This window comes from Verrucosispora sp. FIM060022, assembly GCF_003977705.1.
In the GTDB taxonomy this organism is placed as follows: Bacteria; Actinomycetota; Actinomycetes; order Mycobacteriales; family Micromonosporaceae; genus Micromonospora; species Micromonospora gifhornensis.
Genome location: NZ_RQIV01000005.1, coordinates 192,643 through 207,365 on the forward strand (window position 1 = coordinate 192,643; position 14,723 = coordinate 207,365).

Here is a 14,723-nt window from a genome sequence, read left to right on the forward strand (position 1 = left end):
TCGGCCCGACCTGGCCCGGCCGAGTATGCCAGCTGACGATCCTTCGGCCTGTCGCCTGGCCGTCCTGACAGGACTGCGACCTGCCGCCACGCCGGTGCTCCGGCTGTCAGCCCATGCTCTTGGTGCCGTCGATGGCCTCGCGGATGATGTCGGCGTGACCGGCGTGCTGGGACGTCTCGGCGCCGAGGTGCAGCAGCACCCGGCGCGCCGACCAGCGGACACCGGACTCGAACCACGGTGCGGCGGGCAGGGGTTGGCTGGCGTCCAGATCCGGCAGGGTGCGGATCAGGTCGTCGGTGTGCTTGGCGACCGTGTCGTAGGCCGCGAGGATGCCGGCCAGTGTCTCGCCGGGCAACATCTGGAACGTCTGCGCTCGCTGTTCGAAGGTGGCCGGGTCGGTGACGCTCGGCATCGCCGTTGCACCGTGCTGGATGAAGCTAGCCCAGGTCTACGGCGGCTCGGTCATGACGGGCCCCTTTCGTCGGTTTCAGCCCGCACGCTATCGGCCACCTCCGACTCCGCCCGTGCCCGTAGGTCAGTCTCCGCTGGCCAGCGCCTCGCGCATCCGGTTGATCTCGACGTTCTGCTCCACCACCACGCTGCTGGCCATCTCGTTGATGAGGGGTTCGCTGCCGAGCACGAGCGCCTCGTTGGCCATCTTGATCGCACCCTCGTGGTGTTCGGTCATCATGACGACGAACATCCGGTCGAAGTCGGCGCCGCGAGCGGCGGTGAGACGGTTCAGCGCCTCCGCCGACTGCATACCGGACATCGTGTGCCGGTGGTCGCCGCCGGAGTTGCGGTCCAGACCGCGTTCGGCCAGCCAGTTCTCCATGAACTTGATCTCGGGCTCCTGGGCCGCCAGCATGCGCTCGGCGATGCGTTTGAGCTGCTCGTTCTCGCCTCGGTCGGGTACCAGTCGGGCCATCACCAGCGCCTGCTCGTGGTGCGGGATCATCATGGTGACGAAGCGGATGTCCGCGTTGTTGTGCGGCTGGCGCGGCAGGGCCGACACCTCGTTCGCCGGGGCAGTCCGGGCCGTTTCGCCGGGGCGGCCGGGCAACAACACCGGCGCGGTGGAGTCCGGCAGGCCGGGCAACTCGATGGCCTGCGTCGGGCTGGCGGTCGCCGCCGGCTCCGATGTGTCCTCCGGCTGCAGGAACAGCACCGCGGCCCCGACGGCGAGTACCGCCAGCACCGCCAGTTCGACCAGCACGACCGCCCGTGACTGGCGGAGAACCTTGCCTATCCGTACGCCTTGCACGACTTGCCTCCCGCCGTGGACCCGAGGTTGGCCGGGATCGTAACGCGGCCTGCGGATATGACAGCAGGGGTTGGGGACGTGGAAAAGACGTCATTAGTCGTTCCTGCGGTTGTTCGTGCTCCCGGTGTTGCCTAATCGTGATCATGGCGTCCGGTCAACTGTGACTCAAATCACAAAAATTCGCGGTCCCGCAGGTTATCGTCCCGCTACCCCCAATTCACCCACGACGAAGGGTGTAACTACATGTCACAACCAACCGCGCGAGGGAAGCGGAGGGCCATCCTCGGCCTCGCCGCCACCGGCGCCCTCCTCCTCAGCACGGTCGCGGCGGCGCCGGCGAGCGCCGCCGCGAACGTGATCCCGGGCGTTGACGAGATCGTCAGCAGCGCCAACCTCACCCAGATCGCCAACGTGCCGAAGTTCGGCGGCTTCGCCGCCGAGTCCTCGTACAACAGTGACCTGGCGTTCCAGGGCGACCACGTGTTCGCCGGCAACTACAACGGGTTCACCGTCTACGACGTGAGCACCCCCGCCTCACCGCAGGTGGTCAGCCAGGTCGTCTGCCCGGGTGGGCAGGGCGACCCGTCGGTCTTCGGCAACCTGCTGTTCTTCGCGGTCGACTCGCCCCGTAGCGACGACTCGTGCAGCAGCGGCTCCGGCTCGGTGGCCAACGCGGCCCACTGGGAGGGTGTCCGGATCTTCGACGTCAGCGACAAGGCCAACCCGCAGTACATCAAGTCGGTCCGTACCGACTGCGGGTCGCACACCCTGACGCTGGCGCCGAGCAAGGACGGCAAGGACGTCTACGTCTACGTCCAGTCGTACAGCCCGTCGGCCAGTGCGGCGTACTGCCGGCCGCCGCACGACAAGATCTCGATCATCAAGGTCCCGGTGGCGAACCCGACCAGCGCCTCCGTGGTCGCCACCCCGGTGCTCTTCCCGGACGGCGGCAACACCAACACCAGCGGTTGCCACGACATCACCGTCTACCCGGAGCTGGACCTCGCGGCCGGCGCCTGCATGGGTGACGGCGTCCTGATGGACATCTCCGACCGGGAGAACCCCGTCGTCCTCAGCAAGGTCCGCGACACCAACTTCGCGTTCTGGCACTCGGCCACCTTCAACAACGCCGGCACCAAGGTGCTCTTCACCGACGAGCTCGGCGGCGGCAGCGGCGCGATCTGCACGTCCAACTACCGGACCAACCAGGGCGCGAACGCGATCTACGACATCGTCGGCTCCGGGGCCAACCGCCAGCTGGTCTTCAAGAGCTACTTCAAGATCCCGCGGGAGAACAGCACCCGGGAGAACTGCGTTGCCCACAACGGCTCGCTGATCCCGGCCATGGGCCGCGACATCATGGTCCAGGCGTGGTACCAGGGCGGCATCTCGGTGATCGACTTCACCGACTCCGCCAACCCGTTCGAGATCGCCTACTGGGAGCGGGGTCCGCTGTCGGACACCCGGAACATCCTCGGTGGATCCTGGTCGGCGTACTGGAACAACGGCTACATCTACTCGAACGACATTCAGAAGGGCCTGGACGTCCTCAAGCTGGACGACCCGCGTACCAACAACGCGCGGGCGATCGCCTTCGAGGAGCTGAACGTCCAGACCCAGCCCAGCTACCCGTCCTGCACCACCGTCCTGCGTGGACGCCAGAACGGTAGCCTCACCATCAAGTCCGGCATCACCTGCTTCGACGGGGTGACGCAGAACGGCGCGATCAAGGTGAACCCGGGCGCCGGTCTGATCGTCTTCGACTCGAAGCTCAACGGTTCGATCCAGGCCACCGGCGCCTCGGTGGTGTCGATCGTGGAGAGCAGCGTCAACGGTTCGGTGAACGCCCCCGGCGCCACCATCCGTGACACCAAGGTGAACGGATCCGTGCGGACCAGCTGATCCGTACCCCCGTCACCACAGCACCACAGCTCCGGCCCGGCGGATTCCCGCCGGGCCGGAGCCCGGTCCGGCCCCGGCACGTCGCGCGGCCCGGCACCTCACTCACGACACAGGGGTACGTCCGGCTCGACGACGGTACGGTTGATGATGTCCTTGCTGACGAAGGTCGCCTCCTTCGGGATCGGCACCCCCAGCACGACCTCGATCGCCTTGGCCAACGGCGCGGAAACGTTGAGGCCCTCACCCGCCCGCGCGGTCACCACGAGCGTGGTACCCCGACACTTCACCGCCGGCCCGGCCAACGGCAGACCCACCCGACCGGCCGCCGAACCGTTGGTCAACCCCAGCGAGGCCACCACGCCGACGAACGGCCCGGCACCGGCCACCGGCAGACCGAGCATCAGACCGAAGCGGAACTCCGCGGCCACCACGATCGCCTCGACACCGACCGACACCCCCCGCAGCGACTGCATGATGCTCTCCTGCACGGAGAAGGTCGGGGTGAGCACCGAACCCCCTTCGTAACCGATCGGTCCGGTCAGACCCCACCGGCCGGTGCCCGAGATGTTGCCGTTCTTCGCGGTGAACGCCGTCTGGACGAGGAACTTGAACGTCTGCTTGAGTGTCGCCGGGAAGCCGCCGATGATGATCGGCTGCGACAACTCGATCGGTAGCTCGATGCGCGCCTTCTTGTTGTCACTCAGCCCACCCTGCGCGCCGGCCGCGACGGTGATGGCGAGACCGTGCACCCCGTCGATGCGGAACCGAGGGTGGGGGATCACCCCGTTTGTCACCTTCACGTTGCCCGACAGCCGCAGGTTGTCGAGGAGTAACTGGATGTCGAAGTCGACCTTGAGGCCGGAGGCCGCCGTGCTGTGCTGCGCGGTCAGGCCCACTTTGGTACGACCCAGGTAGGCGGTCACGCCCCACCCGCCGATCTTGCGTTCCATGCTGTGGGTCGCGCCCCCGCCGCCAGGTGCGCGAGCGGGCCCGAGCACAATCGGCGGTACGGCGATCCGCAGGTCGGACAACTCGCTCTCGTTCGCGCCCAGCCCGAGCGCGCCGCCGGTGCCCCCGCGCAGGTCGAGCGCACCGCCGCCCATGCCGCCGCCCAGGCCGATGGCGTTGCCGGTCAGGCCGGTGGCGTCCGCCGCGTCGGGCAGCACGGGGGTGGCCGGTGCTTCCTCCTCGACCACCTCGCCGAGCAGGTCGGGCAAGGGGCTGAACTGCTGCGCGGTCAGGTCGAGCGGCTGGTCGAAGGTGATGTCCGCGTCGCGGACCACATCGGTCAGCTGCACCGGAGCCAGGGTGACCGCCCGGTCGCCGCCGGACTTCTCCACCCGTACCACCCGGCCGACCGCCTGACTGGTGGCGAACATGATCTTGCCGGGCTGGAGTTCGTCCGCCCCGGGGGCGTCACCGTCGACGACATAGGTGAACCCGTCGTCACTGACCGAGCGGATGGCCTTGCCGCCGCCTTCGACGAGCACCACGTCCGGCTGGTAGACCACGGAGTCGTCCGGCTTCGGGGCGTACCCGTATCGGTCGTCGGCGTCCCCGCCGCCACCTGGCAGCTTGACCCTGCTGCATCCGGCGGTCAGCACGACGGCGCAGGTCAGGGCCAGCGCGCCGCTCACCCAGCGACGCACGGCGACCGCGTCGACCCGGCCCGCGAACGGAGTTCTGAGCATCCTCCGACGCTATGCCGTCCGGCCCCGCGCCGAATCCGGTGTTTCCCTACGAATCAGTGCTCACGGCCGGCCCGCCACCGCGGTATCCGTCGACTGTCGTCGCGTCCCCGCCGTGCCGCCGGTGGCAGGGCGGAGGGGAAGTCCGTCCTTGCCCACATCCCGTCGAGGCGAGCATCGGCACCGGTCGAGGGGAGCACCGGCACGTCGAACGTCGATGTGTTTGGCCCGGGTGGACCTGGGCATGTCTGCACCGGAAGGAGTCCCCGTCCCAGGTCGTGCGGAGGAAACGATGCCAGCAGGATCGAGCCCCAAGCGGGAACGGCAGTACGAACACATCAAGGCCAGCGCCAAGAAGCGTGGCGTGGGGGAGGGCCGCGCCAAGGAGATCGCCGCCCGGACGGTGAACAAGGAACGGGCCCGGGCCGGCGAGTCGCGTACCGCGAGCCGATCGTCGCTCGACGACGTCTCGTCCGGACATCGCGGCGGCAAGCGGTCGCACAGCGGAGCGCAGGGGCGTACCAAGGAGCAGCTCTACAACGAGGCGCGCAAGCGTGGCATCAAGGGCCGCTCCTCGATGTCGAAGGAGCAGTTGGAAAAGGCGCTGTCCAGCCGGTGAGACACCGGGCCGCTGCCGCGGCGCGCCGTTTCGCCGAAACGGCGGGGTGCGCAGTGGCGGGATACCGCCGTTTCAGCGAAACGGAGTCGATGACCGTCCGCTGGAAGCAGGCTCGCTGTCAGTCGGCGGGGTCGGTGATGTCGGCGAGGGTGGCCGCGAGTGCTGCCAGAGCGGCGTCGGCCTCGACGAGCACGGCCGTACCGTGTCGTCCGGTACCGAGGGTGATCGTGCGGCCCCGGATCCGTTCGTCGGCCACGACCGGCCATCGGGTGGTCGCGCCGAACGGGGTGATGGCACCCCGCTCGTAGCCCGTCACCGCCTTGGCCGTGTCGGCGTCCGGCAGGGACAGCCGGTTCACCCCGAGCAGCGCCCGTAGCCGGGGCCACGAGATGACCCGGTCACCCGGTACGAGCACGAACAGGTAGTCGTCGTCGCCGCGGCGTACCACAAGGGTCTTCACCACGTCGGGCACCGCCACGCCGAGGGCGGCGGCCTCATCGAGGCTGCGGACCGGGCCGTGTTCGACGACCTGGTGGCGCAGGCCGGCCGCGGCGAGTGCGTCGAGAGCCGGCGTGGACACGACGACAGCCTATCGTCGTACCCGTCGGCGCAGGTCGGTACGCCGCCGAAGTCGTGATGTCGGACCCGCGCACTAGCCTTGGCGGCATGCAGCAGGCTGTGTCCGGTGGGAGCCACGATGGCTGACGCCGACGACGTGCGGCGCCTGGCGTTGGCGTTGCCCCAGGTGGTGGAGATCGACAGCGACGGCTTCGACTTCCGGGTGGCGGACAAGGGCTTCGTCTGGTCCTATCCTGAGCGTCGCCCGGGCAAGCCCCGCACCATCCGCACCGACATCGCCGTGCTGTACGTCGGTGACGAGGCCGAGAAGCAGGCGCTGCTGCTGGGTGAGCCGGAGACCTTCTTCACCACCCCCGGCTACGACGGGTTGCCCCTGGTCATGCTGCGACTGACGCGGGTGGACGCCGAGCGCCTCGCCGAACTCGTCACCGACGCCTGGCGGATGCGCGCCCCGGAGTCGGTCGCGGCCGAGGTCGACGACCGGTTCGGCTGACGGGCGCCGACCACTAGACTTCCGCGGTGCCGTTGACCTTGCCCTCGCATCTGGCGGCGGTCCTGCCGCTGAAGCTGTGGCGGCCACGATGGTTCGACGGGGTGGCGTTGTCGGCCGGTGCCGTGGCACCGGACGTGGCCCACCTGATGTACCGCGCGGACGGGCCCGGCTTCCCGGACACGCACACCTGGCCCGCGTTGGTCTGGTGGTGCCTACCCGTGGCACTGGCGTACGCCCGGATCTTCCGGTCCTCGATCGGCACTGTCGCGGCCCACCTGCCGCAGAACCGCCGGTTCGGGTGGTGGGTCGACGGGCCGCCGGCGGGCGGCGGCCATCGCTTGTGGGTCACCGTCACCTCGGCGTTGGTCGGTGCGGCCAGCCACCTTGCCTGGGACTGGCTCACCCACACGGACGACTGGCTGGCCGTGGTGTTCGGTGTCCGTTGGTCGAGCGTCACCGACGTCGCCTGGTGGACGGTGTCGGATCTGACCAGCACCGCGCTCGGTGCCGTCGTCGCGATCTGGTGCCTGGCCCTTCTCGGGCGACCCGACGCCAGGGAAACGGACATACCCGAGCGGGCCACCCGCCCGAAGGCGTTCTGGGGCGCCGTCACCGTCGTTGCCGCCGTGGGCCTGGTCACGGTGCCGATGCTGCCCGGCGCGTCGTCTCCCGCCGCCACCGGCGTACGCCTCATTCACCTCGTCGGTGCGGCGTTGCTGGCCGGTGTCCTCGTGGTGCGGTTCTGGCCGGCCCGCCGGTCCGGCTGAGCGTCGACACCGTCCACCGACCGGCCTTTTGGATCTTGTTGGTTCGGCTGTGGCATGGTGGCGGGATGGAACCGCAGGTGGCTGCCGGACAGGCTCAACCCGAGACCGTCCGGCTCGGCCTGCGGATGTTGCGCGACTACCACCGCCCGACCCTCGCCCGGATGCGGGCGCTGGTGCGCAGCATGGTGACCTCGTTCGTGGTGCTCAGCGCCACCTTCTGGCTGCTGCCCGGGGTGACCACCACCGGCCTGGTCGGGTTGTTGTGGCTGGTCGGCCTGGTCACCGCGGTCGGTGCGGTGTTGCGCCCGCTGCTGTTGGCGCTGGCCACCGCGCTCGGCGGGCTCGGTGCCCTGGCCATCGGGGTGGGTGTCCAGGCGTTGGTGATGTACGTGGCGTTGCGGCTGGCGCCGGAGGCGCACGTGGCCGGGTTTCCGGTGGCGTTCGCCGCCGCCTGGCTGGCCGTGGCGCTCGCCGCGATGGTCAACTGGTTGGCCGACGCCGGCACCGACGACTCGTTCGTCAGTGAAATGCTGCGGCTGATGAGTCGGGTCCGCCGTAGCCTCGACGGCCGCCCGCGTTGGCGACCGTGGCGTCGGGCCGCTGCCACGTCCACCGAGGATGCCGAACCGGCTGCCGGCTTGTTGATCATCCAACTCGACGGGGTGGCCGCGCCGGTGGTGCAGTGGGCGGTGCGTGCGGGCAACCTGCCGACCATCGGTCGCTGGCTGCGGTCGGGCAGTCACCGGATGATCCGCTGGCACACCGGGCTGCCCGCCACCACCCCGGCCGCGCAGGCGGGCCTGCTGTACGGCGAGGTCGACCACGTGCCGGCCTACCGCTGGTACGAGAAGGCGACAGCCGACGGTGAACCGGGTCGGCTCGTGGTCACCAGCCGTCCCCGGGACGCGGCCGAGGTCGAGCGGCGGGTCTCCACCGGCCGGGGTCTGCTGCGCGACGGCGGCGTCAGCATCAGCACCGCCTTCTCCGGTGACGCTCCCACCAGCCTGTTCACCATCAGCCGTGCCGGGCTGCCCGGACGCTCCACCCCGGGCTACGCGGCCTTCATGACCAGCCCGTACGGCTTCGCCCGCGCGGTGGTGCTCGGAGCCGGTCAGGTGTTACGGGAACTGCACGGGGCCCGACGGCGGCGGGTGCGCGGAGTGCAGCCCAGGGCCGACCGGGGTGGCTCCTACCTGGCGGTGCGGCCGTTGGCCAGCCTGCTCAGCGACCTCAACGTCGCGCTCATCGCCGAGCAGATGGCCCGGGGCGCACCAGTGATCTTCTGCGATTTCGTCGACTACGACGAGGTGGCCCACCACGCCGGGCCGGCCCGGCCGGAGGCGATGGCGGCCCTGGAGACGCTCGACCACACCCTCGGCATCCTGCACCGGCTGACCGCCGAAGGGGCCCGGCGCTACCACGTCGTGGTGCTCAGCGACCACGGGCAGAGCCAGGGCGCCACGTTCCGCCAGCGCTACGGCGAGTCGCTGACCCAGCTGGTACGGCGGCTGACCGCCACGCAGGAGATCCTGCCGGCGCCGGTCGACGACGAGCCGGGTGGCCGCCCCGAGACGTGGGAGCGGGTCGACCGGCTGCTCACCGAGGTCACCGGCCGCAGCGGGATGACCGCCACGGCGACCCGGGTGGCGGCCCGCTCGGCGACCGGAACGCCGGCGGCGGCCGACCCGGCGCCGGCCGTCGACCACAACGAGCCGGAGACCGTGGTGGTGGCCTCCGGCAACCTGGCGATGATCTACCTGGCCCACCATCCGGGACGACTGACCCGCGACCGCGTGGACGCCGTGGCCCCGGGGCTGATCGACGGCCTGACCGCCCATCCCGGCATCGGCCTGGTGGTGGTCGACTCCGCCGCCGGCCCGCTGGCCATCGGCGCGCGGGGAGTCCATCGGCTGTCCGACGGCCAGGTAGACGGCGACGATCCGCTGACGCCCTACGGGCCGCGGGCTCGGCACGACCTGCTGCGACACCAGCAGATGGCGCACGTCGGCGACCTGGTGGTGATCAGCGCGGTGGAACCCGGCCTCGAGGAGGTGCCGGCGTTCGAAGAGTTGGTGGGCAGCCACGGCGGGCTCGGCGGGTGGCAGAACGAGGCCGTGCTCATCCATCCCGCCGACTGGCCGCAGCAGGGCGAACTGGTCGGACCGGACGCGGTACATCGCCAACTGCTCGGCTGGCTGCACCGGCTCGGCCTGCGTCAACCCGACAACCCGGCCAGCCCGGCTAACCCGACCAGCCTGACCAACCCGACCAACCCGACCGGGCCGGTCAGGCCGGCGGAGCCGGTGACGCTGGTGGCGGAACCGACAGCGGGCGTCGGCGTCCCCACCAGCCCAGTGCCTGGCTGATCAGAAGCACGATCAGGATCGCGGCGACCACGCTCTGCCACGGTTCGGGGAAGATGGCCCGGCCGAGCACGCCGATCGCGGCGTACAGGGCCGACCACAGCAGACTGGCCGGCAGGTTGGCCACGGCGAAACGCCGCCAGGGCAGCCCGGACACCGCCGCCGCCAGGAGCACCGGCAACCGGCCGCCGGGTATCAGCCGGGACACCAGGAACATCGTCACCCCGCCCTCGCGTACCCGCGCCGACACCCGGTCGAGCCGGTTCGGGCCGCGCAGCCAACGCAGCCGCCGCGCGAAGCGCTCCCCGCCCCAGCACATCGCCAGGTAGACCGCCAGATCACCCACGTACGCCCCGATCGCCCCGGCGAGTACGACGAGCAGCACGGTCACCGGATCCTGGTGTGCGGCGAGGGCGGCGGCGCCGCTGACCGCCGCGCCGGTCGGCACCACCGGGACGACGGCGCCGAACAGCACCACCACGGCGAGCCAGGCCAGCGCGCCGAGCGTGGCGGTCACGACTGACGCACGGTGACGGACTGACCCGGGTGCAGCACCACTGTCCGGGTGGCCGGGGCGACGGCTGTGGCGTGCCGGGCGAAGTCGTCGCCGGGGTGCAGGAACCGGTCGGGGCGGATCCGGTCGCAGCCGATCGGCCAGAAGGTGCCGTAGTGGATGGGCACCGCGCAGGCTGCGCCGGCGCGGCGTACCGCCTCGGCCGCCGCCGGCGGGTCGAGGTGACCGGGCCCGAGGGTGGGACCCCATCCGCCGACCGGGATCAGCGCCAGGTCGACCGGCCCGAGGTCGGCCATCTCGTCGAAGAGGCCGGTGTCGCCGGCGAACCAGGTACGGGCCTGACCGTCGATCAGGTAGCCGATGGCGGGCGCCTGCTGCCGGGACCAGGGGCCACGGCCGGGATGGTGATGCGCGGGTACGGCGCGGACCGTGACCCGGCCGATGGTGATCTGCTCGCCCGGCGACAGTTCCGTGCAGGTGCCGGCGGCCGGGCCGAGGACCCGGCGGACCAGCCGGGCGGCGCCCGCCGGCACCACCAGCGGGGTCCGGGTGGGCAGCCGGCGCAGCGACGGGAAGTCCAGGTGGTCGGCGTGCAGGTGCGACACGAGTACGGCGTCCGGTGCACCGGGCAGCCGGGGGAGCGGGCCACGTCGACGGCGCAGGTGGGCCAGCCGGTCACGCAGCAGCGGGTCGGTGAGCAGCCGGGTGCCGGAATCCTCGAGCCACACGGTGCTGTGCCCGTGCCAGGTCAGTGCGACCACACCGTCACCCGTACCGTCGCCATGCCTGCCACCGTATCCGGCCGCCGGTCGGGCGCCCGCACCCGCCACCGACCAGCCCTGCGCCGCCCGGGCGGCAGGCATCGATGGACTTCTTGTTATGTGATCGCTCACATGTTAGCGTCGCGTGCGGGAGCCAAGAGGGCCGATGACTCGATGTTGGCGCTAACAATCGCCGTTTTCGGATGGCTCGACCGGCTGTCGACGTCGTGGTCCCGCCCCACCCGCCCCGCGCGGCGGTCCCGTCCCGGACCGGTCGGGCGTCGGACCCCTTCCACCACCCTCAGGAGTCCACAATGGAATTCGCACCCCTGCGCGGCCGGCCGGTCAGACGGTGGCTCGCCTGGTTGGCCGTCCCGCTGATGCTTGTGACGTTCCTCGCCGCACCGGCGAAGGCGGACAACCCCTTCGTCCAGCACGTCTACACCGCCGACCCGGCGCCGTTGGTGCACGACGGCCGGCTCTACGTCTACACCGGCCGCGACGAGGACGCCTCGACGTACTTCACCATGAAGGAGTGGCGGGTCTTCTCGACGACGGACATGTCGAACTGGACCGACCACGGGGTGCCGATGAGCCTGAGCACGTTCGCCTGGGCGGACGCGAACGCCTGGGCCGGGCACGTGGTCGCCCGCAACGGTCAGTTCTACTGGTACGTGCCGGTGCGGCAGCGGTCGAATGGGCAGATGGTCATCGGGGTCGGGGTGTCGAGTTCACCGACCGGCCCGTTCCGGGACGCGCTCGGCCGCCCGCTGGTCGGCAACGGTGAGATCGACCCGCACGCCTTCATCGACGACAACGGTCAGGCCTACCTCTACTGGGGCAACCCGAACCTGTGGTACGTCCGGCTCAACCAGGACATGATCTCGTTCTCCGGCAGCCCGACGCAGATCCCGCTGACCACCGCCGGCTTCGGCACCCGCACCGGCAACTCCAGCCGTCCGACGTTGTACGAGGAAGGTCCCTGGGTCTACAAGCGCAACGGCGTCTACTACAACGTCTTCGCGGCCGAGTGTTGCAGCGAGTTCATCGGCTACTCCACCGCACCCGGACCCACCGGACCGTGGACCTACCGGGGGACGGTCATGCCCCGGCAGGGCGCCAGCTTCACCAACCACCCGGGGATCATCGACTACGCCGGCAACTCGTACTTCTTCTACCACAACGGTGCCCTGCCCGGCGGCAGCGGCTACACCCGTTCGGTGGCGGTGGAACGCTTCTCCTACAACGCCGACGGGTCGATCCCGGTGATGAACATGACCACCGCCGGCGCGCCCCAGATCGGCACCCTCAACCCGTACGTCACCCAGGAGGCCGAGACCATCAACTGGGGCAACGGCATCGAGACCGAAGCGTCAAGCGAGGGTGGCGTGAACGTCGGGTTCATCGAGAACGGCGACTGGATCCGGGTCCGCGGCGTCGCCTTCGGCGCCGGCGCGTCGTCGTTCACCGCCCGGGTCGCCTCGGCCACCAGCGGCGGCACCATCGAGCTGCGGCTGGACAGCGCCACCGGCCCACTGGTCGGCAGCTGTGCCGTGGCCGGCACCGGCGGTTGGCAGAACTGGGCCAACACCTCGTGCACCGTCAGCGGCGCCACCGGCACCCGCGATCTCCACCTGCGCTTCACCGGCGGCAGCGGCTACCTGTTCAACCTGAACAACTGGCGGTTCACCGCCGGCTCGGGCAGCGGCGCGAACCTGCTGACCAACGGCACCATGGAGAACGGCACGACCGGCTGGTCGGTGTTCGGCAGCGGCACCCTGTCGTCGACCACCACCGTCGTCCGCAGCGGCTCGCGGTCGCTGCTGCACTCCGGGCGTACCGGATCGTGGAACGGCCCCAGCCAGGACGTGACCTCGGCGCTGACCAACGGCCGGACGTACACCACGACCCTGTGGGTACGCTCGCAGAGCGGCACCCCCTCGGTGCGGCCGACCCTGGCGGTGACCGCCAACGGCACCACGAGCTACGTCCAGCTCACCCCGGCGGCGACGGTGAACGCCAACGGCTGGACCCAGCTCACCGGTACGGCGACCGTGTCGTGGAGCGGCACCCTGTCCAACGCCCGCTTCTACGTCGAGACGGCCTCGGGCACCGACAGCTTCTATCTCGACGACGTGTCGTTCCAGTGACCTGACCGTGGTGGGCCCGGCCGTGGCGTCGGGCCCACCACCGTGCTCAGCCCGGTGTGACGGCGGCGTCGAGGCGGGCCACCAGCGTCTTGGGCGCCACGACCCGGTAGCTGTCCTCGATGACCTCGGCCACCTCGTCGGCCTGCACACCGGTGTCCAGGCGTACGCCCACCCAGCCGCGGTGCCCCACATAGGGCGGCCGGAAGTAGACGTCCGGGTCCGCGGCGATCAACTCGACGGCCGAGCCGGGCGGCGCGGCACACCACAGGTGCGGAAAGTCGTTGCGGTGGTGGCCGTCCGGCCACAGCTGCGCGAAACACTTCTTGTCGCGGACGAACCAGGTCGGTGTGCCGTGGCTCAGACGCTCGCTGACCTCGGGCAGCCCCAGGCACACCTGGCGGATCGTGTTCACCGGGTCGATCATCGTCTCACCGTACGGCAGTGGCGTGGCCGACTCCACCGCCTGACGCAGCGCGAGTCGCGGCCGACGGCGCTGGGGCGCAGGTCACAGGCCCACCCGCCTTGATCGCCCATAAATCCTACGGGCATACTAGGGTTATGCCTCTGCTGCTGACCGCCCGTCGCGCGGTCGACTACGGCCGCACCGGCAGCGCGCTCTGTCCCGGCCGCTGACCCGGTCGCGGGTCGCCGACGCCGGAATCGGCACGGCACCAACTCCTCAGCAGGGCCCACCCCACGTCGGCCGCCGGCAGCCCCGCGCTTTCCGTACACCCGCATCGGATCTCGCTGCGCCCTGCCTGTGCTCGCCACAACCCTGATCACCGCCTGCGCGCCGCACGGCGCGCGGATCCGGCACACCCATCGACGACAAGGCTGCTACGCCATGACTCTGCACACCCCCACACCCTCGACACTGCGTCACGCCCCGTTCGGCGCCGACGAACTGGCCGCCGCGCGCACCGACCTGACCACCGGAATCAACCGGATCTTCGCCGCCTCGGCGATGTCCGCCAGCGGACACGGCAACATCAGCGTCCGCCTGCCCGGACACGACAACCTGCTCGCGGTCAACGCCGGCGAACTGCTGCGCCCCTGGCCGGCGAGCGACCTGCGGGTCGGCCTACCGGCGCTGCGTACGGTCAACGACGAGGTCGTCGTGGTCGACCTCGACGGCGAGGTGCGCTACGGCGCGCCCAGCCCGTCGGTGGCCGCCATCCTGAAGATGCATGTCGGCGTCTACCGCACCCGCCCGGGCGTCAACGCCGTCATCCACACCCACTCGCCGCACGCGACCAGCTACGCCCTCGCCTCGGTCAGCCTCCCCGCCCGCTACGAGGCGCTGCTGGTGCACGGGCAGGCGGTCGACGTCCCGGTCGCGCCCTGGGCGCCCCGCGGCACCGCCGAAGCGGTCCGCACCATCGCCGAGACCTACCAGGCCCACCCGCAGACGTACGGGGTGCTGCTCGGCAACCACGGCCTGCTCGTCGCCGGAGACGACGCGAAGCACGCCGCGAGCCTGGTGGTGGCGATCGAGGAAGCGGCCGAATCCAGCCTCGGCGCGCTCGCCCTCGGCGGCGTGACGCCCTTCCCGGACCACGTCAAGGACCTCGACCTGCGCCTGCGCTTCTGACGGCGTCGACCAACCCCTCCACGACCTGAGAA

At 70.6% G+C, this 14,723-nt stretch carries 13 protein-coding genes and 1 pseudogene; 7 read left to right on the top strand and 7 right to left on the bottom strand.

The features are described 5' to 3' along the window. Positions 1–106 precede the first annotated feature (106 nt). Both EG812_RS16095 and EG812_RS16100 read right to left on the bottom strand, forming a co-directional pair. On the bottom strand, positions 107–433 hold the full coding sequence (locus tag EG812_RS16095; RefSeq protein ID WP_286047767.1) for a mycothiol transferase: 327 nt from the start codon (positions 431–433) through the stop codon (positions 107–109). Between the two features lie 102 nt (positions 434–535). Next, the gene (locus EG812_RS16100) at positions 536–1,264 is read right to left on the bottom strand and encodes a DUF305 domain-containing protein (protein WP_126712004.1); all 729 of its coding nucleotides are present in this window, start codon (positions 1,262–1,264) and stop codon (positions 536–538) included. A 243-nt stretch (positions 1,265–1,507) separates the two neighbouring features. On the opposite strand from EG812_RS16100, the pseudogene EG812_RS16105 reads away from it, so the two are divergent. Further along, positions 1,508–2,884, top strand: a pseudogene (locus EG812_RS16105) (LVIVD repeat-containing protein); the annotation flags it as partial. A gap of 380 nt (positions 2,885–3,264) precedes the next feature. On the opposite strand, the gene EG812_RS16110 reads toward EG812_RS16105, so the two are convergent. Next, positions 3,265–4,857, bottom strand: coding sequence for a hypothetical protein (locus EG812_RS16110; RefSeq protein WP_126712006.1), 1,593 nt, complete (start codon positions 4,855–4,857; stop codon positions 3,265–3,267). 289 nt (positions 4,858–5,146) lie between these two features. Here EG812_RS16110 and EG812_RS16115 point away from each other — a divergent pair, with 289 nt between their 5' ends. Continuing rightward, positions 5,147–5,473 carry a hypothetical protein gene (locus EG812_RS16115; RefSeq protein WP_013733533.1) on the top strand — a complete coding sequence of 109 codons (327 nt, stop codon included), beginning with the start codon at positions 5,147–5,149 and terminating at the stop codon, positions 5,471–5,473. A gap of 118 nt (positions 5,474–5,591) precedes the next feature. On the opposite strand, the gene EG812_RS16120 is transcribed toward EG812_RS16115, so the two are convergent. Further along, complete coding sequence (locus tag EG812_RS16120) at positions 5,592–6,053, bottom strand: aminoacyl-tRNA deacylase (protein ID WP_126712007.1); 462 nt, start codon at positions 6,051–6,053, stop codon at positions 5,592–5,594. A gap of 117 nt (positions 6,054–6,170) precedes the next feature. Here EG812_RS16120 and EG812_RS16125 point away from each other — a divergent pair, with 117 nt between their 5' ends. The 3 genes from EG812_RS16125 (at position 6,171) to EG812_RS16135 (ending at position 9,678) form a co-directional block, all read left to right on the top strand. Then, the gene (locus tag EG812_RS16125) at positions 6,171–6,545 is read left to right on the top strand and encodes an MmcQ/YjbR family DNA-binding protein (RefSeq protein WP_043720677.1); all 375 of its coding nucleotides are present in this window, start codon (positions 6,171–6,173) and stop codon (positions 6,543–6,545) included. A gap of 26 nt (positions 6,546–6,571) precedes the next feature. Beyond that, positions 6,572–7,312: a DUF4184 family protein gene (locus EG812_RS16130; RefSeq protein WP_126712008.1), complete on the top strand. Its 741-nt coding sequence runs from the start codon at positions 6,572–6,574 to the stop codon at positions 7,310–7,312. Between the two features lie 65 nt (positions 7,313–7,377). Further along, on the top strand, positions 7,378–9,678 hold the full coding sequence (locus EG812_RS16135) for an alkaline phosphatase family protein (protein WP_126712009.1): 2,301 nt from the start codon (positions 7,378–7,380) through the stop codon (positions 9,676–9,678). Here the strand turns inward: EG812_RS16135 and EG812_RS16140 are convergent. Together EG812_RS16140 and EG812_RS16145 are read right to left on the bottom strand one after the other, a co-directional pair. Beyond that, on the bottom strand, positions 9,599–10,192 hold the full coding sequence (locus EG812_RS16140) for a DedA family protein (protein ID WP_013733538.1): 594 nt from the start codon (positions 10,190–10,192) through the stop codon (positions 9,599–9,601). The two genes, EG812_RS16135 and EG812_RS16140, sit on opposite strands and share 80 nt — an antisense overlap. Next, positions 10,189–11,052 (bottom strand): MBL fold metallo-hydrolase, encoded by an 864-nt coding sequence (locus EG812_RS16145; RefSeq protein ID WP_233579496.1) that lies wholly within the window; start codon positions 11,050–11,052, stop codon positions 10,189–10,191. Before EG812_RS16145 ends, EG812_RS16140 begins: the two co-directional genes overlap by 4 nt. A gap of 212 nt (positions 11,053–11,264) precedes the next feature. Here EG812_RS16145 and EG812_RS16150 point away from each other — a divergent pair, with 212 nt between their 5' ends. Then, the gene (locus EG812_RS16150; protein ID WP_126712010.1) at positions 11,265–13,100 is read left to right on the top strand and encodes a family 43 glycosylhydrolase; all 1,836 of its coding nucleotides are present in this window, start codon (positions 11,265–11,267) and stop codon (positions 13,098–13,100) included. Positions 13,101–13,146: 46 nt separating this feature from the next. Here the strand turns inward: EG812_RS16150 and EG812_RS16155 are convergent, their stop codons facing one another. Beyond that, positions 13,147–13,524 (bottom strand): MmcQ/YjbR family DNA-binding protein, encoded by a 378-nt coding sequence (locus EG812_RS16155; RefSeq protein ID WP_233579497.1) that lies wholly within the window; start codon positions 13,522–13,524, stop codon positions 13,147–13,149. A gap of 420 nt (positions 13,525–13,944) precedes the next feature. Here EG812_RS16155 and EG812_RS16160 point away from each other — a divergent pair, with 420 nt between their 5' ends. Continuing rightward, positions 13,945–14,691 carry a class II aldolase/adducin family protein gene (locus EG812_RS16160; protein WP_126712012.1) on the top strand — a complete coding sequence of 249 codons (747 nt, stop codon included), beginning with the start codon at positions 13,945–13,947 and terminating at the stop codon, positions 14,689–14,691. Positions 14,692–14,723 lie beyond the last annotated feature (32 nt).

What these genes read in the sequence shown, in the direction of transcription:
- EG812_RS16110 (WP_126712006.1), bottom strand. Translation starts at nt 4,857, where the DNA reads ATGCTCAGAACTCCGTTCGCGGGCCGGGTCGACGCGGTCGCCGTGCGT.
- EG812_RS16115 (WP_013733533.1), top strand. Translation starts at nt 5,147, where the DNA reads ATGCCAGCAGGATCGAGCCCCAAGCGGGAACGGCAGTACGAACACATC.
- EG812_RS16125 (WP_043720677.1), top strand. Translation starts at nt 6,171, where the DNA reads ATGGCTGACGCCGACGACGTGCGGCGCCTGGCGTTGGCGTTGCCCCAG.
- EG812_RS16135 (WP_126712009.1), top strand. Translation starts at nt 7,378, where the DNA reads ATGGAACCGCAGGTGGCTGCCGGACAGGCTCAACCCGAGACCGTCCGG.
- EG812_RS16145 (WP_233579496.1), bottom strand. Translation starts at nt 11,052, where the DNA reads ATGCCTGCCGCCCGGGCGGCGCAGGGCTGGTCGGTGGCGGGTGCGGGC.
- EG812_RS16150 (WP_126712010.1), top strand. Translation starts at nt 11,265, where the DNA reads ATGGAATTCGCACCCCTGCGCGGCCGGCCGGTCAGACGGTGGCTCGCC.
- EG812_RS16155 (WP_233579497.1), bottom strand. Translation starts at nt 13,524, where the DNA reads ATGATCGACCCGGTGAACACGATCCGCCAGGTGTGCCTGGGGCTGCCC.
- EG812_RS16160 (WP_126712012.1), top strand. Translation starts at nt 13,945, where the DNA reads ATGACTCTGCACACCCCCACACCCTCGACACTGCGTCACGCCCCGTTC.